This window comes from Streptomyces sp. NPDC029216, from assembly GCF_040648015.1.
GTDB lineage: Bacteria > Actinomycetota > Actinomycetes > Streptomycetales > Streptomycetaceae > Streptomyces.
Genome location: NZ_JBEZWL010000019.1, coordinates 64195 through 83557 on the forward strand (window position 1 = coordinate 64195; position 19363 = coordinate 83557).

The 19363-nt window shown below is 73.6% G+C and carries 19 protein-coding genes; 6 read left to right on the forward strand and 13 right to left on the reverse strand.

Features of this window, described 5'->3' with window-relative positions; genetic code table 11:
• Nucleotides 1-108 precede the first annotated feature (108 nt).
• Nucleotides 109-1005, reverse strand: coding sequence for an alpha/beta hydrolase (locus AB0F18_RS10615; protein WP_362057278.1), 897 nt, complete (start codon nt 1003-1005; stop codon nt 109-111).
• 354 nt (nt 1006-1359) lie between these two features.
• On the opposite strand from AB0F18_RS10615, the gene AB0F18_RS10620 reads away from it, so the two are divergent.
• A complete protein-coding gene (locus AB0F18_RS10620) occupies nt 1360-2112 on the forward strand; it encodes a GntR family transcriptional regulator (protein WP_362057281.1) in 753 nt (250 codons plus the stop codon).
• A gap of 93 nt (nt 2113-2205) precedes the next feature.
• On the opposite strand, the gene AB0F18_RS10625 is transcribed toward AB0F18_RS10620, so the two are convergent.
• The 3 genes from AB0F18_RS10625 to AB0F18_RS10635 form a co-directional block, all read right to left on the reverse strand.
• Nucleotides 2206-3357 carry an ROK family transcriptional regulator gene (locus tag AB0F18_RS10625; RefSeq protein ID WP_362057284.1) on the reverse strand — a complete coding sequence of 384 codons (1152 nt, stop codon included), beginning with the start codon at nt 3355-3357 and terminating at the stop codon, nt 2206-2208.
• A gap of 77 nt (nt 3358-3434) precedes the next feature.
• Nucleotides 3435-4085 (reverse strand): response regulator transcription factor, encoded by a 651-nt coding sequence (locus AB0F18_RS10630; RefSeq protein WP_355970693.1) that lies wholly within the window; start codon nt 4083-4085, stop codon nt 3435-3437.
• A 4-nt stretch (nt 4086-4089) separates the two neighbouring features.
• Nucleotides 4090-5271, reverse strand: coding sequence for a histidine kinase (locus tag AB0F18_RS10635; protein ID WP_362057287.1), 1182 nt, complete (start codon nt 5269-5271; stop codon nt 4090-4092).
• Between the two features lie 108 nt (nt 5272-5379).
• On the opposite strand from AB0F18_RS10635, the gene AB0F18_RS10640 reads away from it, so the two are divergent.
• Genes AB0F18_RS10640 through AB0F18_RS10650 form a run of 3 tightly spaced genes read left to right on the forward strand, consistent with a single transcriptional unit; the run spans nt 5380 to nt 7544 of the window.
• Nucleotides 5380-6291: an ATP-binding cassette domain-containing protein gene (locus AB0F18_RS10640; RefSeq protein ID WP_362057290.1), complete on the forward strand. Its 912-nt coding sequence runs from the start codon at nt 5380-5382 to the stop codon at nt 6289-6291.
• 25 nt (nt 6292-6316) lie between these two features.
• On the forward strand, nt 6317-7066 hold the full coding sequence (locus AB0F18_RS10645) for an ABC transporter permease (protein ID WP_362057293.1): 750 nt from the start codon (nt 6317-6319) through the stop codon (nt 7064-7066).
• Nucleotides 7067-7106: 40 nt separating this feature from the next.
• A complete protein-coding gene (locus AB0F18_RS10650; protein ID WP_362057296.1) occupies nt 7107-7544 on the forward strand; it encodes a hypothetical protein in 438 nt (145 codons plus the stop codon).
• Nucleotides 7545-7554: 10 nt separating this feature from the next.
• Here the strand turns inward: AB0F18_RS10650 and mug are convergent, their stop codons facing one another.
• The 5 genes from mug to AB0F18_RS10675 form a co-directional block, all read right to left on the reverse strand.
• Nucleotides 7555-8103: a G/U mismatch-specific DNA glycosylase gene (mug, locus tag AB0F18_RS10655; protein WP_362057347.1), complete on the reverse strand. Its 549-nt coding sequence runs from the start codon at nt 8101-8103 to the stop codon at nt 7555-7557.
• A complete protein-coding gene (gene purB / locus AB0F18_RS10660) occupies nt 8100-9533 on the reverse strand; it encodes an adenylosuccinate lyase (protein WP_362057299.1) in 1434 nt (477 codons plus the stop codon). The genes mug and purB overlap by 4 nt, the downstream gene beginning before the upstream one ends.
• A gap of 71 nt (nt 9534-9604) precedes the next feature.
• Nucleotides 9605-10387, reverse strand: a complete 783-nt coding sequence (locus AB0F18_RS10665; protein ID WP_362057302.1) for an SGNH/GDSL hydrolase family protein — start codon at nt 10385-10387, stop codon at nt 9605-9607.
• A 64-nt stretch (nt 10388-10451) separates the two neighbouring features.
• Nucleotides 10452-11471, reverse strand: a complete 1020-nt coding sequence (locus AB0F18_RS10670) for a hemolysin family protein (protein WP_362057305.1) — start codon at nt 11469-11471, stop codon at nt 10452-10454.
• Nucleotides 11468-12808 carry a hemolysin family protein gene (locus AB0F18_RS10675; protein ID WP_362057308.1) on the reverse strand — a complete coding sequence of 447 codons (1341 nt, stop codon included), beginning with the start codon at nt 12806-12808 and terminating at the stop codon, nt 11468-11470. Before AB0F18_RS10675 ends, AB0F18_RS10670 begins: the two co-directional genes overlap by 4 nt.
• A gap of 717 nt (nt 12809-13525) precedes the next feature.
• Between AB0F18_RS10675 and AB0F18_RS10680 the strand changes: the two genes are divergently transcribed.
• The gene (locus tag AB0F18_RS10680; RefSeq protein WP_362057311.1) at nt 13526-14002 is read left to right on the forward strand and encodes a ricin-type beta-trefoil lectin domain protein; all 477 of its coding nucleotides are present in this window, start codon (nt 13526-13528) and stop codon (nt 14000-14002) included.
• A gap of 77 nt (nt 14003-14079) precedes the next feature.
• On the opposite strand, the gene AB0F18_RS10685 is transcribed toward AB0F18_RS10680, so the two are convergent.
• The 4 genes from AB0F18_RS10685 to bioB form a co-directional block, all read right to left on the reverse strand.
• Nucleotides 14080-14739 (reverse strand): methyltransferase domain-containing protein, encoded by a 660-nt coding sequence (locus AB0F18_RS10685; protein WP_362057314.1) that lies wholly within the window; start codon nt 14737-14739, stop codon nt 14080-14082.
• A 198-nt stretch (nt 14740-14937) separates the two neighbouring features.
• A complete protein-coding gene (gene bioD, locus AB0F18_RS10690; RefSeq protein WP_362057317.1) occupies nt 14938-15657 on the reverse strand; it encodes a dethiobiotin synthase in 720 nt (239 codons plus the stop codon).
• 1 nt (nt 15658) lies between these two features.
• Nucleotides 15659-16993: an adenosylmethionine--8-amino-7-oxononanoate transaminase gene (locus AB0F18_RS10695; protein WP_362057320.1), complete on the reverse strand. Its 1335-nt coding sequence runs from the start codon at nt 16991-16993 to the stop codon at nt 15659-15661.
• Complete coding sequence (gene bioB, locus AB0F18_RS10700) at nt 16986-18251, reverse strand: biotin synthase BioB (RefSeq protein WP_362057323.1); 1266 nt, start codon at nt 18249-18251, stop codon at nt 16986-16988. Before bioB ends, AB0F18_RS10695 begins: the two co-directional genes overlap by 8 nt.
• 180 nt (nt 18252-18431) lie before the next feature.
• Between bioB and AB0F18_RS10705 the strand changes: the two genes are divergently transcribed.
• Nucleotides 18432-19363 (forward strand): aminotransferase class I/II-fold pyridoxal phosphate-dependent enzyme (locus AB0F18_RS10705; protein WP_362057326.1); only part of this gene is annotated, 932 nt, incomplete at its 3' end.

Genomic DNA, 19363 nt, shown 5'->3' on the forward strand with positions numbered 1-19363 from the left:
TGGGGGGATGGCCGGACCAGTGTGCCGTCGCACACCAGACCGGCCGAGTCGCCCACACGAACCGTGGATGAACACCCGTCAGCCGATCACGCCTGCGGGCTCCTGCGGCTACACCCCGTCCCGGGCCTTTTCGGCGGCGTCCTTCGCCGTGTCCTTCACTGTGTCTGCCGCCGTGTCCGTCGCCGTTTCGCGGATGACCCGGGCCACGAGCGCCGGGTCGTCGTTCATCGGCACGTGCCCGCAGCCCCGCAGCCGCACCAGGCGGGCCCCGGGGATCGCCCGCTTGGCGCGCACGCCCTGGCGGGGCAGCAGCAGCCGGTCGCGGGAGCCCCAGGCGATCGTCACGGGCAGGCCGGGCAGGTCGTGCGTGAACCGTACGGAGCCGCCCGCGGCCAGCGTCCGCTCGAAGCCGGTGGAGCTCCGCAGGGCGAGGGTCTCGGCCACCACGGCCTCCGGGGCGCGCCGGCCCGGGCGGGCGTAGATGCTGCCGGTGAGCGCGGCGCGGCCCGGGGCGCTGAGCGAGAGCCGCTCCAGCGCCGGGCGGGGCAGGGCCCGGGCGCCGGCGCGCATCGCGCGCAGGGCGGTGAAGGCGTAGACCCGCTCGGCCTCCGACCAGAACCCGCCGGGGGAGAGGGCGGTGACGGAGCGGGCGAGACCGAGCCGGCCCATCTCCAGGGCGAGCAGGCCGCCGAGGGAGTTCCCCGCCAGGTGCGGGCGTTCGACGCCGAGTGCGGCGCAGAGCGCTCCGAGGGCCGGGGCGACGGTGCCGAGGTCGTACGGGACGCCCGGCGGCAAGGGCTCGGAGGCCCCGAAGCCGGGCAGGTCGACGGCGATGACGTCGTACTCCGCGGCCAGGATGCCGGAGACCGGGTGCCAGGCCTGGAAGTGGTGGCCGATGCCGTGCAGCAGGAGGAGGGGCTCGCTGGCGCCCTTGCGCTCGTAGGCGACGGTCGCCGTGCGGGGGCCCGGCGGCGAATCGATCGTGAAGGAGACCGTTGCGGTCATGCTGCTCCTCGTCGGGTGGACGCGAGTGGGACGGGCCGTCGGAGAGGACCGCCTCCCATCATTACCGTCCGGTAGCCGCTGACGCGGCGCCTTCGTGAAACAACACGCCACGAGGCGGAACGGCGCGCGGCGCACGGAGGACGGGCACGAACATCCTGTGAACGTCTTGCTACATATGCCCGATCTGCCCGGCAAGGTGGCCAGGATTGGTCTTGACCAAGGGGGTGCACCGTCCTATCGTCGCAGGGATAGTGCAGGAACCTTTAATAAACAAGGGCGCGGAACTGCGGCGCGGAACGGCCGTGGGAACTGCCGCCGGACACGGCGACGGCGGCGATTGCAGGAGGAGTCAGGGTGGGGACCACGCAGCTCGAATCGGTGCCGGAGCCGAAGTACTGGCACCTCAAGACCGTGCTCAGCGAGGCGCTGGACCGGGACTTCGCGGTCGGCGAGGTCCTGCCGAACGAGCGTGAGCTCGCCGCGCGCTTCGGAGTCGCCCGCGCCACCCTGCGGCAGGCCCTGGAGCAGCTCGAACTCGAAGGCCGCCTGCAGCGCCGCCGCGGCGTCGGCACGACCGTCGCCCCGCCGCGCGTGGGTGTCGCCGTCGGCAGTACGGGGCAGAGCTGGCCCGGCGAGAGCGCCGACGGCTGGGAGACCGTGGACGCCGTCGAGGCCGTCCCCGCCGGCGCGGTCCTCGCGCTGCTGGGCACCGCCGCGGACCAGCCGGTCCACACGGTGCGCCGGACCCGCGTCACGCAGGGGCAGGCCGTCGCCGCCGAGCTGCTGTACGTGCCCGCCTCCTCCGTGCCCGGGCTCTCCGCCATCGACGCCCCCGCCGGGGCCGCGCGGGCGCGCGCCGTCCTGCGGGAACTGCAGCGGCTCGCGCTGGACGGGCAGGACCGCTCGGTCGAACTGGGCTCCGCCCGCGCCGACGACGCCAAGGAGCTGGACCGCCTGCCGGGCGCCCCGGTTCTCGTGGTGACCACCCGCTACTTCACGGCCGAGGGCACGGCCGCCGTCTCGGTGGCCACGTACCGCGCCGACACCTGCCGCCTCACCTTCGGCGACACGGGCGTCGAAATCACGGAAACCCGCGCGGCTTCCTGACCAGCCCCGGCGGGGCTGGTCACAGCCCCGCCGGCGTTTGAGGCGCGGGGGTTCGGGGCGCGGGGGTTCGGGGCGCGGGGATTTGGGACGGAGTCACCTGGCGGTGACGGTCTTCTCCACCGCGAACAGCTCCTCCTCCACATGGTCCAGTGCGAGCCGCAACGCCCCCGTGGCCACCGCCGCCTCCCCCAGCAGCGACAACGCCACCCTCGGCGGCCGCAGGCAATACCGCTCCAGCTCACGCCGCAGCGGGTCGAGGACCCCGTCCAGGCCGGCCGCCCAGCCGCCGACCACCACCAGCTCCGGATCCATCGCCAGCACCAGCGCCGCCACGTCGTGCACCAGCCGCTGCAGGAACCGGTCCACCGCGGCCACCGCCCGCTCGTCGCCCCGCCTGGCCATCGCGAACACCTCCGCGACCGCCGGCTCGTCCAGGGGGTGCAGCGGTTCGCCCGTCGTCGACAGCAGCCGCTCCGGGGTCGCCTCGCGCCCCAGCAGGTGCAGCGCGCCGATCTCACCCGCCGCCCCGCCGAAGCCCCGGTGCAGCCGGCCGCCGATCAGGGAGCCCGCGCCCGGGCTGAGACCGGCCATCACGAACACCATGTCGTCGGTGTCCCGCCCCGCGCCCTTCCAGTGCTCCGCGACGGCCGCCGCGTTGGCGTCGTTCTCCACCCGGACCGGGCAGCGGAACGAGCGCCGCAGCCGCTCCCCGAGCGGCAGCCCGGTCCAGCCGGGCAGGGCCGTCCCGAGGCGGACCGTGCCGTCGGCCTCCACGATGCCGGGGCTGCCGACCCCGACGGCCCGCAGCGAGTCGCGCGGGATACCGGCCCGGCGCAGCAGGTCGGCCACCGCCGCCCTGACCCGTTCCAGCCGCTCGTCGGCCGACGCCGTCTCGGCGACGTCCTTCGTCCCGGCGCCGATGACCCGGCCGTCCAGCCCGGACAGCAGCACCGCGATCCGGTGCGAGCCGATCTCGATGCCCAGCAGATGGCCGGCCTCGGCCCTGAAACGGAACCTCCTCGCCGGACGGCCCTGCCGCCGCGCGCCTTCCTCCGCGTCGGCCTCGACCACCAGGCCGGCGCCCATCAGGCCCTCCACCACCCCCTCGACCGTCGGCCGGGAGAGCCCGGTCACCCGGGTGAGGTCGGTGAGCGTCGGCGATTCGGCCGCGCGCAGTGCCCGCAGCACCACGGCCGAATTGATGCGCCGGAGCAGAGAGGGATCCCCGCCGGTCAGCTGCCCCAACGTGTGTCCTCCCAGCTAGCGGCCCTGTCAGCCGGATCGTACTGCGCCTCCGCCGCGGCGGCGAGAAGCGGCCCCCCTCAGGCCGGCGAGACGAATCCGGACTCGTACGCGGTGATCACCGCCTGGGTCCGGTCACGTGCCCCCAGCTTGCCCAGGATCGCGCTGACGTGTGACTTGACCGTCTCCGTGCCGACGATCAGCTCACGGGCGATCTCCACGTTCGTCAGCCCCCGCGCCATGAGCCGCAGGACCGCCTCCTCCCGCTCGGTCAGCGCGGCCCGCTCCAGGACGGCGCGCGCCTGCCGGTTCCCGTACTCGGCGGCGAGGGACCGTACGGCCGCGGGGAACAGTAGCGTCTCTCCCTCCGCCACCAGCCGCACCGCGTGCACGATCTCCGCCGGCCGGGCGCGCTTCAGCAGGAACCCGTCCGCCCCCGCACGCAGCGCCTGGTACACGTACTCGTCGTTCTCGAAGGTCGTGACCACGATGATCTTCGGCGGCGAGTCCACCGACCGCAGGACCGCCCGGGTCGCCTCGATCCCGTCGAGCAGCGGCATCCGTACGTCCATCGCCACCACGTCCGGGCGCAGTTGGCGGACGAGGGGAATGACGGACGCTCCGTCCGCGGCCTCACCCACCACCTCGATGTCGGGCTGGGCGTCCAGGACGGCGCGCAGACCCGCGCGCACCAGGGGTTCGTCGTCGACGAGCAGTACGGTAACCGGCATCCGGTCAGCGTATTCGCTCCAACGGCAGCAGCGCGCGCACCCGCCAACCGCCCTCGTGGGGGCCGGTTTCGGCCTCGCCGCCGAGCAGCGCGGCCCGCTCGCGCATCCCGCGCAGCCCGCTTCCCCCGCCCCTGCTGACGAAGGGACGCTCCGGCAGCGGGTTCGTCACCTCCAGCTCCAGCCGCCCGCCGGCCACCTCGACCCGCACCCGGACCGGTACGGGGCCGCAGTGCCGCAGCACGTTGGTGAGGGCCTCCTGAAGGATCCGGTACCCCTCCCGGGTGACGGGGCCGGGCAACTTCTCCAGCCGGCCCTTCAGTTCGGCGTCCACCGGAGCCCCCGAGGCGCGGGCCGACTCCAGCAGCCGGTCCGCCTCGGCCAGGGTCGGCCGCTGCGACGCCGGCTGCGCCGACTCCCGCAGCACCAGCAGCACCCGCTCCAGGTCCTCCAGCGCGGCCCGGCCCGTCTCCTCGATGGCGTTCAGCGCGCGGTCGGTGAACTCCGGGTCGCCCGCGGCCCGCGCGGCTCCCGCCTGGACCACCGCCACGGTCAGCGCGTGCCCGATGGAGTCGTGCAGCTCGCGCGCGATCCGGGTCCGCTCCAGCAGCTGCTCCGTACGCGCCTCCAGCGCGGTCAGCCGCTCGGCGGCCGACGGCCCCAGCAGCCGGCCGGCGACCAGGGTGATCAGTTCCCCAAGCAGGACCACGACCACCATGAGCAGGACCAACGGCAGGGGCGCCAGGACCGCCGCGGTCCACGGGGCGATCGAGGACGGCAGCAGCCAGTCCAGGTCCTCGTTCGGTCTGTACCCGAAGGCGAATCCGACGAGGTCGACGGTGATGACCGGCAGCCAGACGGTGGCGCACATGGCGACCGAGGCGAAGAGCATCCTGGTCTCCAGCCACAGCAGCGTCCGCCAGCGGTCGCCCCAGCGCGCGGACGGCTCCGCGCTTATCGTGCCGGCGGCGCTGCCCCGCTCGTACGGGGCGAGCAGGAACTGTGCCTGGATCCCCTCGGCCATCCGCACCCAGGGCACGAACCCGAACGGCACGACGATCAGCAGCGGCATCCACGGCGCCCCGGGGTCTATGAACAGCCACAGGGCCAGCAGAAGCAGGGGCACGCACAGATGCAACCAGCGGGAATACGTCACCGGTTGAAGCGGAGCACGCAGGAGTCGGTACATGCCCTCATGGTCGCAGCGCCCGATCACCGGGCGTCTCCCCCGTACGGGGGAGACGGGACCCTCGCATGGGGGAGGGAGGGGGAGGGGGACGACGGCGAGTCTTGAGCCATGAACAGCATCGAGTTCCGCGAACTGACCAAGGCATACGGCGCCTCCCGCGCCGTCGACCACCTCACCTGCGATGTCCTGCCCGGGCGGGTCACCGGCTTCCTCGGACCCAACGGGGCGGGGAAGTCGACCACGATGCGCCTGCTGCTCGGCCTGGACCGCCCGACCTCGGGCACGGCCACCGTCGGCGGGGAGCGCTACCGCGACCTCCGGGACCCGCTGCGCCGGGTCGGAGCACTCCTGGACGCCCAGGCCGCGCACGGAGGGCGGACCGCGCGGGACCACCTCCGGATGCTCGCGGCGGCGGGCCGTATCCCGGAGAGCAGGGTGGAGGCCGTGATGGAGCAGACCGGCATCGCCCCGGTGGCCGGCCGGCGGATCAAGTCCTTCTCCCTCGGCATGCGCCAACGCCTGGGGATCGCCTCGGCCCTGCTGGGCGACCCGGAGGTCCTGCTCCTGGACGAGCCCACCAACGGCCTCGACCCGGAGGGCATCATCTGGATCCGCGAGCTGCTGCGTGACCTGGCCGCCGACGGCCGCACGGTCCTGGTCTCCAGCCACCTGATGTCGGAGACCGCGGCCTTCGCCGACCACCTGATCGTGCTCGGGCGGGGCCGGCTGCTGGCCGACACCTCGATGGAGGAGTTCATCGACGCCCGCAGCACCCCGCGGGTGCGGTTGCGCACCTCCGAGCCGGCCAGGCTCCGGGAGGCCCTGGCCCGGGAGGGGTTCGAGCTGACCGGCGCCGACGGCGGGCGCTGGACCGTCGAGGGCATACAGGCCGAGAAGCTCGGCCGACTCGCCGCCGGGGAGGGCGTCCCCGTGCTGGAACTCGCCGACGAGCGGGCCTCGCTGGAGCAGGCCTACCTCGATCTGACCGCCGAACACGCCCAGTTCGCCGCCACCCGCTGACCCCTCGCCCGAAGGAGGCTTCGCCATGAGCACCGCTCTGCCCACCCGCCCCGTCCTGTACTCGGAATGGATCAAGATACGGTCGCTGCGCGGCAGCTTCACGGCGCTGATCACGATCCTCGCCGCGACCGTCGGCATCCAGGCGCTGGCGGCCGCCGCGATAGGCCAGGCCGAGAGAGGCGCCCTGGGTGACGACCCGCTCTTCGCGGCCTACTACGGCATCCTGTGGGGCCAGATCGCCGCCATGGCCTTCGGTACGACCGCCCTGTCGGCCGAGTTCCAGAACGGCGCCCTGCGCACCTCGCTGGCGGCGGTGCCGAACCGCACCCGCTTCTACCTGTCGAAGATGGCGGTGATCGGCGGACTCGCCCTCGTCGTGGGCCAGGTCGCCGGCTTCCTCACCTTCATCGCAGGCCAGGCCTTCATGGGCTCCTCCGCCCTCCACCTCGGCGATCCCGGTACCTACCGCGCCATCGTCGGCAGCGGCCTCTACCTCACCCTGATCACCCTGTTCGCGGCCGGGCTGACCGCCTTGCTCCGCAGCGGAGCGCTCGTGCTGAGCCTGCTCATACCCTTCGTCCTGATGGTGTCCTTCATCGTCGGCGCGGCCACCGGCGGCGTGGCCGAGTTCCTGCCGGACCGGGCCGGACAGCTGGTGATGCACGGTGCGACGGGCGGCCACCTCGGGCCGTGGAGCGGACTGGGCGTCCTGGCCCTGTGGGCCGCGGCCGCGCTGACCGGCGGCTGGCTGGCGGTGCGGCGCAGGGCGGCCTGACGCAGGGCCAGTTGTCAGTGGTCCCCGGGATACTGACGGCATGACCACGGCAGAGCACCTCGACACGATCGACCGGCTCCGGGCCAGGGAGTTCCCGACCGGGACGGAGGTCCTCGGCGAGCAGCGCAGCGGCCCGGGGTACCACCTCGTCCAGCTCAGCCGGACCCGGGACTTCTGGGACGACGACGGGTCCGGCCGTCGGGAAGCCGAGGACCAGATCAGTGCCGAGTACGGGGCGCTGACCCAGGCGGTCGCCGACCGGTGGGGGGAGCCGCAGGTCTTCGCCCTGGGGTCGCTGCTCGCCCGCGGGCTCGATGGGGAGGGGATACCGGAGCCGTGGCTGGAGCTCAGCGGCATGACCGACCATGTGCACGTGTGGCGGGCCGGCGACCGGTGGCTGGTGGTGTGCGTGGCCCAGTGGGGCGGCGAACTGCCCCTGCTGCTGATGGCGGGCCTCACCGTCGTCGACCCGCCGTAGGCCGCGGGGCTCAGGAGGAGGCCGGGCCCTCGGCTGCCTCGCGGAGGCGGGCGAACTCCTCGGCCATGGTGGCGGCGGTCCAGTGGGCGTTGAGGCCGCTCGGGTTGGGCAGCACCCAGATGCGGGTGGCGCCGATGGTCCGCTCCTGGGGGCCGATGGCGGCCTTCCTCTCGCCGAAGGCGGTGCGGTACGCGGTGACCCCGACCACGGCCAGCCACTGGGGGCGCAGCCGTTCCACCTTGGCCGTCAGGATCCGGCCGCCCTCGCGGAACTCCTCGGCGCTCAGCTCGTCGGCGCGGGCGGTGGCCCGGGCGACGACGTTGGTGATGCCGAGGCGGTAGGAGAGCAGCTCCTCCTGCTCGGCGGGGGCCAGCCGGCGCGGGGTGAAGCCCGAGAGGTGCAGGACCGGCCAGAAGCGGTTGCCGGGGCGGGCGAAATGGTGGCCCGTCGCGGCGGAGAGCAGGCCGGGGTTGATCCCGCAGAACAGCACACGCAGACCGCCCGCGACCACGTCCGGGAGGACGCGGTCGCGGGCGGCTTCGAGCTCGTCGGGGGTCAGAGGATCGACCCGGGGACGTAACCGGCGGCTTCCGGGTGCTCCTTGGCGATGGCTTCGATACGGGATACCACGCTCGCGACCTGGTCGCCGGCGGCGCCCGTGAAGGACAGCTTGTCGGCCATCAGGGCGTCCAGCTGCGCGCGGTCCAGCGGCATCCGGTCGTCGGCCGCCAGCTTGTCGAGCAGCTCGTTGCGCTCGGCGCCCTGCTCGCGCATGGCCAGGGCGGAGGCGACGGCGTGCTCCTTGATGACCTCGTGCGCGGCCTCGCGGCCCACACCGGCGCGCACCGCGCCCATCAGAACCTTGGTGGTCGCGAGGAACGGCAGGTAGCGGTCCAGCTCGCGGGCCACGACGGCCGGGAAGGCGCCGAACTCGTCCAGGACGGTCAGGAAGGTCTCCAGCAGGCCGTCGAAGGCGAAGAAGGCGTCGGGCAGGGCCACGCGGCGGACGACGGAGCAGGAGACGTCGCCCTCGTTCCACTGGTCGCCGGCCAGCTCGCCCGTCATCGAGGCGTAGCCGCGCAGGATGACCATCAGGCCGTTCACGCGCTCGCAGGAGCGGGTGTTCATCTTGTGCGGCATCGCGGAGGAGCCGACCTGGCCGGGCTTGAAGCCCTCGGTGACCAGCTCGTGGCCGGCCATCAGGCGGATCGTCTTCGCGATCGACGAGGGGGCGGCGGCCAGCTGCACCAGGGCGGTGACCACGTCGTAGTCCAGCGACCGCGGGTAGACCTGGCCGACCGAGGTGAAGGCCTGGGCGAAGCCGAGGTGGGTGGCGATGCGCTGCTCCAGGTCGGCCAGCTTGGCGGCGTCCCCGCCCAGCAGGTCGAGCATGTCCTGGGCGGTGCCGACCGGGCCCTTGATCCCGCGCAGCGGGTAGCGCTCCAGCAGGTTCTCCAGGCGGTCGTAGGCGACCAGCAGCTCGTCGGCGGCGGTCGCGAAGCGCTTGCCCAGGGTGGTCGCCTGCGCGGCGACGTTGTGGGAGCGGCCGGCCATGACCAGCTCGGCGTGCTCGCCGGCCAGCTTGCCGAGGCGGGCCAGGACGGCGACGGTGCGGTCGCGGGCCAGCTCCAGCGAGAGCCGGATCTGCAGCTGCTCGACGTTCTCGGTCAGGTCGCGGGAGGTCATGCCCTTGTGGACGTGCTCGTGGCCGGCGAGGGCGTTGAACTCCTCGATACGGGCCTTCACGTCGTGCCGGGTGACCTTCTCGCGCTCGGCGATGGAGGCGAGGTCGACCGTCTCCAGGACGCGCTCGTAGTCGGCGAGGGCGGCGTCCGGGACCTCGATGCCGAGGTCCTTCTGGGCGCGCAGGACGGCGAGCCACAGCCGCCGCTCCAGCGTCACCTTGTACTCGGGGGACCACAGGACGGCGAGCTCCGCGGAGGCGTAGCGGCCGGCCAGGACATTGGGGATGCGGGGCTTGGCTGTCACGTGTAGGGATTCTACTGGGGCCGGAGCTGTGCGTTTGCGCAGGTGGGGGCACCGCCCGCAATTGTGGCTTGCTACAAGAGCGGCGGGGTGGCGTATGGCAGAAGCTCCGGCCGCTTCGGGGGGCGGCCGTCGCCCGAGGAGCGGCCCGTGAGCCGGCGGCCGATCCAGGGGAGCAGGTGCCGCTTCGCGAAGCGCAGGTCCTCGGTGCGCCGCACGCCCCAGCCCGGGGGAGAGGCGGCCGGCAGCGCCGCCGTCCAGTCCTCCTCGGCGGGCAGGCCCAGCGCCTGCCAGACGGCCTCCGCCACCCGGCGGTGCCCCTCGGCCGTCAGGTGCAGCCGGTCGGCGTCCCACAGGCGCGGATCCCCGAGCACCGGAGCCCCGTACAGGTCCACCAGCAGCGCGCCGTGGCGCGCGGCGAGCTCCTCCAGGATGCCGAAGAGCTCTTCCATGCGCGGCCGGAAACGTTCCATCACCGGACCGTGCCGGCCCGGCGAGCGCATCAGCACGAGCCGCTCGCAGGACGGGGCGAGCAGTTCCACGGCGGCCTCCAGGTGGCCCCGGACCCGCCCCATGTCCACCTTGGGCCGCAGCGCGTCGTTCAGGCCGCCCACCAGCGTCACCACGTCCGCGCCCATCGCCGCCGCGGCCGGTGCCTGGTCCTCGGCGATCTGCCCGATCAGCTTCCCGCGCACCGCGAGGTTCGCGTAGCGGAAGGCCGGCTCGCGGGCCGCGAGCCGGGTGGCGAGGAGGTCGGCCCAGCCCCGGTAGGAGCCGTCCGGGAGCAGGTCGGACATGCCCTCGGTGAAGGAGTCGCCGACCGCGACGAAACTGGTGTAAGACGCATTCATCCCCATGGCGCAGCGATGCTACCGCCTGGTACCCCGGCCCCGCAGGGCCGGGACCACCGCCCGCCCCGGGTCAGGCGGAGGCCGGCCTGCCGAAGAGCTCGCGCAGGACGTCCTCCATCGTCACCAGCCCCGTCATGGCCCCGTCCGCCCCGAGGACCGCCGCCAGATGGGTGCGGCTGGCCCGCATGGCCGTCAGCACGTCGTCCAGCGGGGTCTCCGCCCGCACCTGCGCGATCGGGCGCAGCGCGGACAGGGGGAAGGGCTCGCCCCGCTCCACCACGTCCAAGGCGTCCTTGACGTGCAGGTAGCCGAGGATCCGCCGCTGGCGGTCGACCACCGGGAAGCGGGAGTAACCCGACTCGGCGGACAGTCGTTCCAGCTCGGTGGCGGTGATGCCCTGCCGGGCCGTGACCACCCGGTCCACGGGCAGCACCACGTCCGCCACCGGCCGCCGCCCCAGCTCCAGGGCGTCGTGCAGCCGCTCGCTCGCCCGGTCGTCGATGAGCCCGGCGTCGCTGGAGTCCTTGACCATCCGGGCCAGCTCGTCGTCCGAGAAGGTGGCCGCGACCTCGTCCTTCGCGTCCACCCGCAGCAGCTTCAGCAGGGCGTTGGCGAAGGCGTTGATCGCGAAGATCACGGGCTTGAGCGCATGGGTCATGGCCACCAGCGGCGGGCCCAGCAGCAGCGCGGTGCGCACCGGCTCGGCCAGGGCCACGTTCTTCGGCACCATCTCGCCGAACAGCATGTGCAGGTACGTGGCCAGCGCGAGCGCGATCACGAAGGAGATCGCGTGCGTCACCCCGGACGGCACCCCGACGGCGTCGAGCAGCGGGCTCAGCAGGTGCGCGATGGCCGGCTCGGCCACCACGCCGAGCACCAGGGTGCACAGGGTGATGCCCAGCTGGGCGGCCGCCATCAGCGCGGACACGTGTTCCAGGCCCCACAGCACCGAGCGGGCCCGCCGGTCGCCCTGCTCGGCGTACGGCTCGATCTGGCTGCGCCGGACCGAGATCAGCGCGAACTCCGCGCCGACGAAGAAGGCGTTGACGACCAGGGTCGCCAGGCCGATCAGCAGCTGTATCGCGGTCATCGGTCCCCCTGCGCGCTCTCGTCGCCGGGCGTCTCGGCCGGTACGTGCAGCAGCACGCGCGCGGCGCGGCGGCCGCTCGCGTCCACCACGTCCAGGCGCCAGCCGTCCAGCTCCAGCCGGTCCCCGACGGCCGGGATCCGGCCCAGTTCGGTGGCTATCAGCCCGGCCAGGGTCTCGTACGGGCCCTCGGGCACCCGCAGTCCGATCCGCCGGAGCTGGTCGGTGCGCGCGGCTCCCTCGGCGGAGTACAGGGCCCGGCCGTACTCGTCCGTTCCGGCCGGTGCCAGGTCCGAGGTCTCGTGCGGGTCGTGCTCGTCGCGGACCTCGCCGACGACCTCCTCGACGATGTCCTCCAGGGTGGCCACGCCGGCCGTGCCGCCGTACTCGTCGATCACCACGGCCATCGTCTGCTTGCCGGACAGCCGGTCCAGCAGCCGGTCCACGGTCAGCGACTCCGGTACGAGGAGGGGCTCGCGCAGCAGCTGCGACACCGGGTGGCGGTGGCGCTCCTCGGCGGGCAGGGCCAGGACGTCCTTGATGTGGACCGTCCCGACGACGGTGTCGAGGCTGCCCCGGTAGACCGGGAAGCGCGACAGGCCGGTGGCCATCGTCGCGTTCGCCACGTCCTCGGCGGTGGTCTGCACGTCGAGCGCGGTCACCTGCACGCGCGGGGTCATCACGTTCTCGGCGGTCAGGTCGGCCAGGTTCAGGGTCCGGACGAAGAGTTCCGCCGTGTCCTTCTCCAGCGCGCCGGCCTTCGCCGAGTGCCGGGCCAGGGCCACCAGCTCCTGGGGGGTGCGAGCGGAGGCCAGCTCCTCGGCGGGTTCCATCCCGAGCCGCCGGACCAGGTGGTTGGCGGTGGTGTTGAGGTGGCTGATCAGCGGCCTGAAGGTGCGGCTGAAGACCCGTTGCACGGTCGCCACCCGCCTTGCGATGGCCAGCGGTGAGGAGATCGCCCAGTTCTTGGGGACCAGCTCGCCGACGACCATCAGCACCACCGTCGAGAGGACGGTGCCGAGCGCCAGGGCGGTGGAGGAGGCGGCCGAAGCGGACAGGCCCATCGCCTTGAAGGGCCCCGTGAGCAGGGCGGCGATCGAAGGCTTGGAGATCATGCCGATGACCAGGCCGGTCACGGTGATGCCCAGCTGGGCGCCGGAGAGCTGGAAGGTCAGGCTGCGGACGGCCGCCAGGGCGCTTTCCGCGCCGCGCTCGCCGCGCTCGACGGCCCGTTCGAGCTCGCTGCGCTCGATGGTGGTCAGTGAGAACTCGGCCGCGACGAAGACTCCACAGGCAAGGCAGAGCAGCAGCGCCACGACGAGCAGGAGCACTTCGGTCATCGGTCGATCACCTCCGTCCCATGATCGGCCAGGGGGACGGGTGTCGCGCGATGTCGCGTGCGCGTGCGGGAATGCCGGGGACTGGGAGGCTCGCCCATGGGCGGACGCTCACACCTTTCGGTCGGGAGGGATCGGAAGGCTTCCGAGGGGCTCCGGGAGGGGCCCCTTGCCCACATGGTAAAGGAAAGGCAAAGGGATGGCTCCTCCTTTTGGCCGAGTATGCGCGGGCGGCGGGACCGCCGCACGGGCGCACGGGTGCGGGGGCGCGGCCGGGGGCGGCCCGGGGGGATCCGGACCCGCCGGGCCACACCGCTCGGCGGGGGAGAAGGGATTTCCGGCCACCCGCCACAGCGCCGAACCGTTTATTCCGGGAATATTGGCCCGATATCGCTCCCGCCGGGACGTCGCGATTATCTCGGAGCCGGATATCCGGAACGTTTCGGCGGCTTGGATGCGACCGGTCGCACGCATCAAGAAAAGGAATGAATTCCTGCCCGGTGATGGGGTGCGTGAGGGGCAGTGTGCAGGTGGGGGCGATGGTCGGTGATCATCGGATGATCCGTGGACTGGGCGTTTCAGGTGAACGGACAAGCGGGTTTCATCGGCCGGCCGGCGATCGCTGATATCAATTTCCCTGCGCCCGGACCGCACCGAATAACCCCTCATTCCGGTCGTGTGCCTACTGCGCCGGCCTGCATCGAGAATGGAATCCGCATCATGGGAACCGCCTTCCGCAAGACCGTCGCCCTCGCCGCGCTGGCCCTGACCGCCTCCCTCCTGCCGGCCGGCCAGGCCGGGGCGGCGAGCACCGTCCAGCAGGCCGCCGTCCCCGGCCGCTACTGCCTCGCCAACGCCTGGGGCACCCCGAACATCTCCTCCAAGCCGTGCGACTCCGCGGACCAGGGGCAGCACTGGACCCTGTCGGGCAACCAGATCTCCCTCACCAACGCGCGCGGCTACTGTCTGGCCAACAGCTGGGGGACCGCGCAGGTCACCACGAAGCCCTGCAACCCCAACGACCAGGGGCAGTACTGGAACGTCTCGGGCCAGCAGATCTCCCTCTCCCTCGCCCCGGCCTACTGCTTCGCCAACGCGTGGGGGACCCCGAACGTCTCCACGAAGCCGTGCGACTCCGCGGACCAGGGACAGAAGTGGGTGCTCTTCAACGACCAGATCAGCCTGGCGCTCGCCTGATCGGCCCCCGTCGTCGCGGCCCCCGCTCCCCGAGCGGGGGCCGCTCCGCGTGCGCGGCGAGTCCGTCCGGCGGCGCGCTAGTCGTCGGAGCGGCGGGCCGTGCCGATGACGCAGTACGAGGTGGGGAGGGACGGGCCGCGCTCGGGCAGGCGGAACGAACGGTGCGAGGTGATCCGGAAGCCGGCCGCCTCGATCGCGGCGAGCGGGTCGCGGGCGGTGTGGCAGCCCCCGAACAGGCGCGGCCAGACCGTCCGGTCGAGGGCCCGCTGCACGGAGGCCATCCCGGGGCCGGGGGCGATCCCGTGCTCCAGGAACCGCAGTTCGGCGCCCGGGCGCAGTACCCGGTGCAGCTCGCTGAGGGCGCGCGGGAGGTTCCGTACGGTGCACAGCACCAGCGAGGCGACGGCGACGTCGAACGCCTCGCTCTTGACGGGGAGGGCCTCGGCGACACCCGGTACGAGGTCCACCGGCACCTCGGCGCGCAGGGCGGCGGCCGCCGCCAGCCGGCGCAGGGTGCGCTCCGGCTCCACGGCGACGACCTCGGAGACGGCGCGCGGGTAGTGCGCGAAGTTCAGGCCGTTGCCCGCGCCGATCTCGATGACGCGGCCGGACACCCCGTGCAGGAGCTCCTCGCGCAGCGCGCCGATCCCGGCACGGGTCTCGGCGGCGGTGCTGGCACGGGCGTAGAAACGGGCGAACCAGGGGTGGTGGACCGGATCGGGGGCATGGGCGGGCATGGCGGCCTCCGGACGCGGATCGGGGGCTTGACGGGGACACACGGGCGCGCGCGTGCCCTCCGGGGCGTGTTCCCCGTCCGGCCCGGCGATGAAACCGGACCGGACCCGGTTGCGGTGGCCCCTGCCCCGTCCGGTCCCGGGGGCGGACCCGCGCCTCAAACGCCGGCGGGGTTGGAAGGGCCCGGGGATCGGGAGCGGTTAGGCCGGCCAGGTGGAGGTGAAGGTTTTCGCCGACCAGGTGCCGTCCAGGGGCGGGGCCAGCCAGGTCGGGGCGGTTTTCCGGAAGGTGGCGGGGGGAAGGGTGCCCGCGCGTTCCGGGACGGCGCCCAGCAGGGGCAGGCCGGAGACCTTCGGGAGGTCGGCCAGGTTGCAGCGGGAGGCCAGGTCGGGGGAGGCCGGCCAGCTGCCCACCACCACGCCGAGCCCGCGCAGCCCCCTCGCGGTCAGGGCCTCCGCCGTCAGGGCCGTCGAGTTGAGCGTCCCGAGTCCCGCCGGGGCGACCAGCAGGACCGGCGCCTCCAGCAGCCGCGCCGCGTCGGCCAGGGTGTGGCCCTCCTCGTCGAAGCGGACCAGCAGCCCGCCCGCGCCCTCCACCAGCACCAGGTCGTGCGTCCCGGCCAGCGCGGCGGCCGCCTCCGCGATCCGCGCCGGGGCCAGCGTCGCCAGCCCGGAGCGCCGTGCGGCGATGTCCGGGGCCAGCGGCTCGGGGTAGCGGGCCAGTTCGCGCGCGGTCACGGCCGGGCCGGCGAGGCGTACGGCCTCGGCCGCGTCCCCCGGCTCGTCCGGACCCACCCCGGTCTGGGCCGGCTTCAGCACCGCCACCGAGCGCCCGGCGGCCACGGCGGCCGCCGCGATCGCCGAGGTGACCACCGTCTTGCCGATTTCCGTGCCCGTACCGGACACGACGATCACGGACATCTCAGCCCTCCCGGGCCGCGGCGACGGCCGCGCGGCAGATACGGGCGACGTCGGCGTCGCCGGTGACGAACGGGGGCATCGTGTAGATCAGGTCGCGGAACGGGCGCAGCCACACGCCCTCCCGGACCGCGGCCCGGGTGGCGGCCCACACGTCGACCGGATGGTCGAGCTGGATCACGCCGATCGCGCCCAGCACCCGTACGTCCTTGACCCCCGGCTGTCCGGCGGCCTCCGCGAGGCCCTCGCGCAGGCCGGCCTCGATCCGCTTGACCTCCCCGGCCCAGTCCTGGGCGAGCAGCAGGTCGACGGAGGCGAGCGCCACCGCTGTCGCGAGGGGGTTGCCCATGAAGGTGGGGCCGTGCGCGAGCACCGGGACGTCGCCCCGGGAGATGCCGTCGGCGACCCGCTCGGTGCAGAGGGTGGCGGCGAGCGTGAGGTAGCCGCCGGTCAGGGACTTGCCCAGGCACATCACGTCCGGGGTGATGCCCGCGTGGTCGGCGGCGAAGAGCGCTCCGGTGCGGCCGAAGCCCGTAGCGATCTCGTCGAGGATCAGCAGCACCCCGTACTCGTCGCACAGCTCGCGCAGCACCCGCAGGTAGCCCGGGTGGTGGAAGCGCATGCCGCCCGCGCCCTGCACCACCGGCTCCACGATCACCGCGGCCAGCTCGTCCGCGTGCGCGGCGACCAGGGAGCGCAGGTGGGCGGTGTATTCCGGGTCCACGGGGGTGTCGAAGCCCCCGGGCGGCGCGTCCGCGAACACCTGCTTCGGCAGGTGGCCCTGCCACAGCTCGTGCATGCCGCCCTCGGGATCGCAGACGGCCATCGGCTGCCAGGTGTCGCCGTGGTAGCCGCCGCGCCAGGTCAGCAGCCGGGTCTTGCCCGTGCGGCCCAGCGAACGCCAGTACTGCAGGCACATCTTGACGGCGACCTCGACCGACACCGAGCCGGAGTCGGCGAGGAAGACGTGCTCCAGCCCGGCCGGGGTGATCTCGACGAGCCGGGCCGCCAGCCGGACGGCGGGCTCATGGGTGAGCCCGCCGAACATCACGTGTGACATCCGGCCGAGCTGGGCGGTGGCGGCCTCGTTCAGCGCCGGGTGGTTGTAGCCGTGGATGGCCGACCACCAGGAGGACATGCCGTCGACCAGCTCCTCCTGCCCCTGCGCCGGGGCGGCGAGCCGCAGCCGGACCCCCGAGGCGGAGGAGACCACGAGGGTCTCCTGCCGCCCGGGCATCGGGCCGTACGGGTGCCAGACGTGCTGCCGGTCCAGGGCCAGCAGGCCGGCCGTGGCGGAGGCGGGGTCGAGCGGGTCGTGCAGGGGGTACGGGTCACGCATTGGGAGCGAGATCCGTTCCCGCGCCACGGCGGCGTACCGCCACCAGGTCCGGGCGCACCTCGCCCGGTTCGGCCTGCGCGGGAGCCTCGTCCCGGGCCTCCGCGGCCGCCGGTGCCCCGGCGCCGTGGCCGGAGCAGCCGCCGCAGGCGGACCCGCAGCCGGGGGCCTCCGCGTCCGCGGCCGGCCCGCAGCCGCCGCCGGCCGAGCCGCACACACCGCCCGCGTGGGCCTCGGCAGCGGCCTCGGCGGCGTGCGCTCGGTGCGCGGGCAGGGTGGTGGTACCGGCGCCCTCCACCTCGAAGCCGGCGTCCGCGATCATGTCGAGGTCGGCCTGGCCGGCCTGGCCCTCACTGGTGAGGTAGTCGCCCAGGAAGATGGAGTTGGCCACGTGCAGCGCGAGCGGCTGCATCGAGCGCAGGTGCACCTCGCGGCCGCCGGCGATCCGGACCTCCACGTCGGGGCAGACGAACCGGACCATCGACAGGATCCGCAGGCAGCGCTGCGGGGTGAGGTTCCACTCCTTGGCCAGCGGGGTGCCCTCGAACGGGATCAGGAAGTTGACCGGCACCGAGTCCGAGTCCAGCTCGCGCAGCGAGAAGACGACGTCGACCAGGTCCTCGTCGCTCTCGCCCATGCCGGCGATCAGGCCGGAGCAGGCCGACAGGCCCGCCGCGTGCGCCTTCTGCACGGTGTCGACGCGGTCCGCGTACGTGTGCGTCTTGGTGATCTGCCCGTACGTGGCCTCGGAGGTGTTGAGGTTGTGGTTGTAGGCATCCGCACCCGCGTCGCGCAGCTTCTCGGCCTGGCCGTCGGAGAGCAGACCCAGGCAGGCGCAGACCTCCACGCCCTCGTTCTGCTCCTTGATGGCGGCGATCGTCTCGCCGACGCGGGCCACGTCACGGTCGGTCGGACCGCGCCCGCTCGCCACGAGGCAGACCCGCTTGGCGCCGCCGGCGACGCCCGCGGCGGCGGCCTGGGAGGCCTCGTCCGGCTTCAGCCAGGTGTACTTGAGGATCTCGGCCTTCGAGCCCAGGCGCTGGGAGCAGTACGAGCAGTCCTCGGGGCACAGCCCCGACTTCAGGTTGACCAGGTAGTTCAGCTTGACGCGACGCCCGAACCACTGGCGGCGCACCTTGCCGGCCGCGGCCACCACGTCGAGCAGTTCGTCGTCGGAGGTCGCCAGAACGGCAAGCGCCTCTTCGCGGGTCGGCAGCTCGCGCCGCAGTCCCTTTTCCACCAGGGTGTTCAGCAGGTCCATGCGCCTGATCCTGTCCCACGCGACCACTCCCGGCCAAGGAGAGATCGGACAACATGGCCTGAAGGGAGTGTGTGGATCGCCACACCGGCCCCTCGGGTCACGGGCGGATAGGGTCGAGCAGATCTGTCGACTGCCGACAAAACGCGAGACACATCGCGAGACGCGACGCGAGGACCGCCGATGACCCAGCCCACCCCGGAACCCGAGGACGTCTTCGCCTGGATCGACGGCGCGGAGCGGTGGCGCGAGGAGGCGGGCCTGGTACGGACCCTGCGCCCGCGCCCCGCCGACTCGCCGCTCCTGGACCTGGCGAGCAACGACTACCTCGGCCTCTCCCGGCACCCCGAGACCGTGCGCGGCGCCTGCGCGGCGGCGGAGCGCTGGGGCGCGGGCGCCACGGGATCGCGGCTGGTCACGGGCACCACCGAGCTGCACGCCGAACTGGAGCGGGAGCTGGCCGATTTCGCCGGTTTCGAGGCGGCCCTGGTGCTTTCCTCCGGGTATGCCGCGAACCTCGCCGCCGTGACCGCGCTGAGCGACCGGGGCGGCCTGGTCGTCTCCGACGCCGGTAACCACGCCTCGATCGTCGACGGCTGCCGGCTTTCGCGCGCGGAGGTCGCGGTGACCCCGCACGCCGACCCGGAGCAGGTCCGCAAGACCCTGGCCGCGCACGAGGGCCGGGCCCTGCTGGTGAGCGACTCGGTGTTCTCCGTCGACGGGGACGCCGCCCCGCTCGCCGCGTACGCCGCCGCCTGCCGCGAGGCCGGCGCGGCGCTGGTCGTGGACGACGCGCACGGGCTCGGGGTGCTGGGCGAGGGGGGCCGGGGCGCCCTGTACGCCGCCGGGCTGGCGGGCGCGCCCGGGGTGGTCGCGACGATGACCCTCTCGAAGTCGCTGGGCAGCCAGGGCGGAGCGGTGCTCGGGCCGGCCAAGGTGATCCGGCACCTGGTCAACACCGCCCGCGCGTTCATCTTCGACACCGGCCTCGCCCCGGCCGCCGCGGGCGCGGCGGGGCGGGCGGAGGCGCGGACGGCGGGGTGGTCGATCAGCCCCGGCGGCGGGGGGTTGACGCCCCGCTGCGCCGCCCGGTCGATCTCGGCGACGCTCTCCGC

What these genes read in the sequence shown, in the direction of transcription:
- AB0F18_RS10630 (WP_355970693.1), bottom strand. Translation starts at nt 4,085, where the DNA reads ATGCCGGTTACCGTACTGCTCGTCGACGACGAACCCCTGGTGCGCGCG.
- AB0F18_RS10680 (WP_362057311.1), top strand. Translation starts at nt 13,526, where the DNA reads ATGGGAACCGCCTTCCGCAAGACCGTCGCCCTCGCCGCGCTGGCCCTG.
- AB0F18_RS10640 (WP_362057290.1), top strand. Translation starts at nt 5,380, where the DNA reads ATGAACAGCATCGAGTTCCGCGAACTGACCAAGGCATACGGCGCCTCC.
- AB0F18_RS10665 (WP_362057302.1), bottom strand. Translation starts at nt 10,387, where the DNA reads ATGGGGATGAATGCGTCTTACACCAGTTTCGTCGCGGTCGGCGACTCC.
- AB0F18_RS10695 (WP_362057320.1), bottom strand. Translation starts at nt 16,993, where the DNA reads ATGCGTGACCCGTACCCCCTGCACGACCCGCTCGACCCCGCCTCCGCC.
- AB0F18_RS10635 (WP_362057287.1), bottom strand. Translation starts at nt 5,271, where the DNA reads ATGTACCGACTCCTGCGTGCTCCGCTTCAACCGGTGACGTATTCCCGC.
- AB0F18_RS10615 (WP_362057278.1), bottom strand. Translation starts at nt 1,005, where the DNA reads ATGACCGCAACGGTCTCCTTCACGATCGATTCGCCGCCGGGCCCCCGC.
- AB0F18_RS10645 (WP_362057293.1), top strand. Translation starts at nt 6,317, where the DNA reads ATGAGCACCGCTCTGCCCACCCGCCCCGTCCTGTACTCGGAATGGATC.
- bioB (WP_362057323.1), bottom strand. Translation starts at nt 18,251, where the DNA reads ATGGACCTGCTGAACACCCTGGTGGAAAAGGGACTGCGGCGCGAGCTG.
- AB0F18_RS10650 (WP_362057296.1), top strand. Translation starts at nt 7,107, where the DNA reads ATGACCACGGCAGAGCACCTCGACACGATCGACCGGCTCCGGGCCAGG.
- AB0F18_RS10685 (WP_362057314.1), bottom strand. Translation starts at nt 14,739, where the DNA reads ATGCCCGCCCATGCCCCCGATCCGGTCCACCACCCCTGGTTCGCCCGT.
- AB0F18_RS10675 (WP_362057308.1), bottom strand. Translation starts at nt 12,808, where the DNA reads ATGACCGAAGTGCTCCTGCTCGTCGTGGCGCTGCTGCTCTGCCTTGCC.
- AB0F18_RS10670 (WP_362057305.1), bottom strand. Translation starts at nt 11,471, where the DNA reads ATGACCGCGATACAGCTGCTGATCGGCCTGGCGACCCTGGTCGTCAAC.
- bioD (WP_362057317.1), bottom strand. Translation starts at nt 15,657, where the DNA reads ATGTCCGTGATCGTCGTGTCCGGTACGGGCACGGAAATCGGCAAGACG.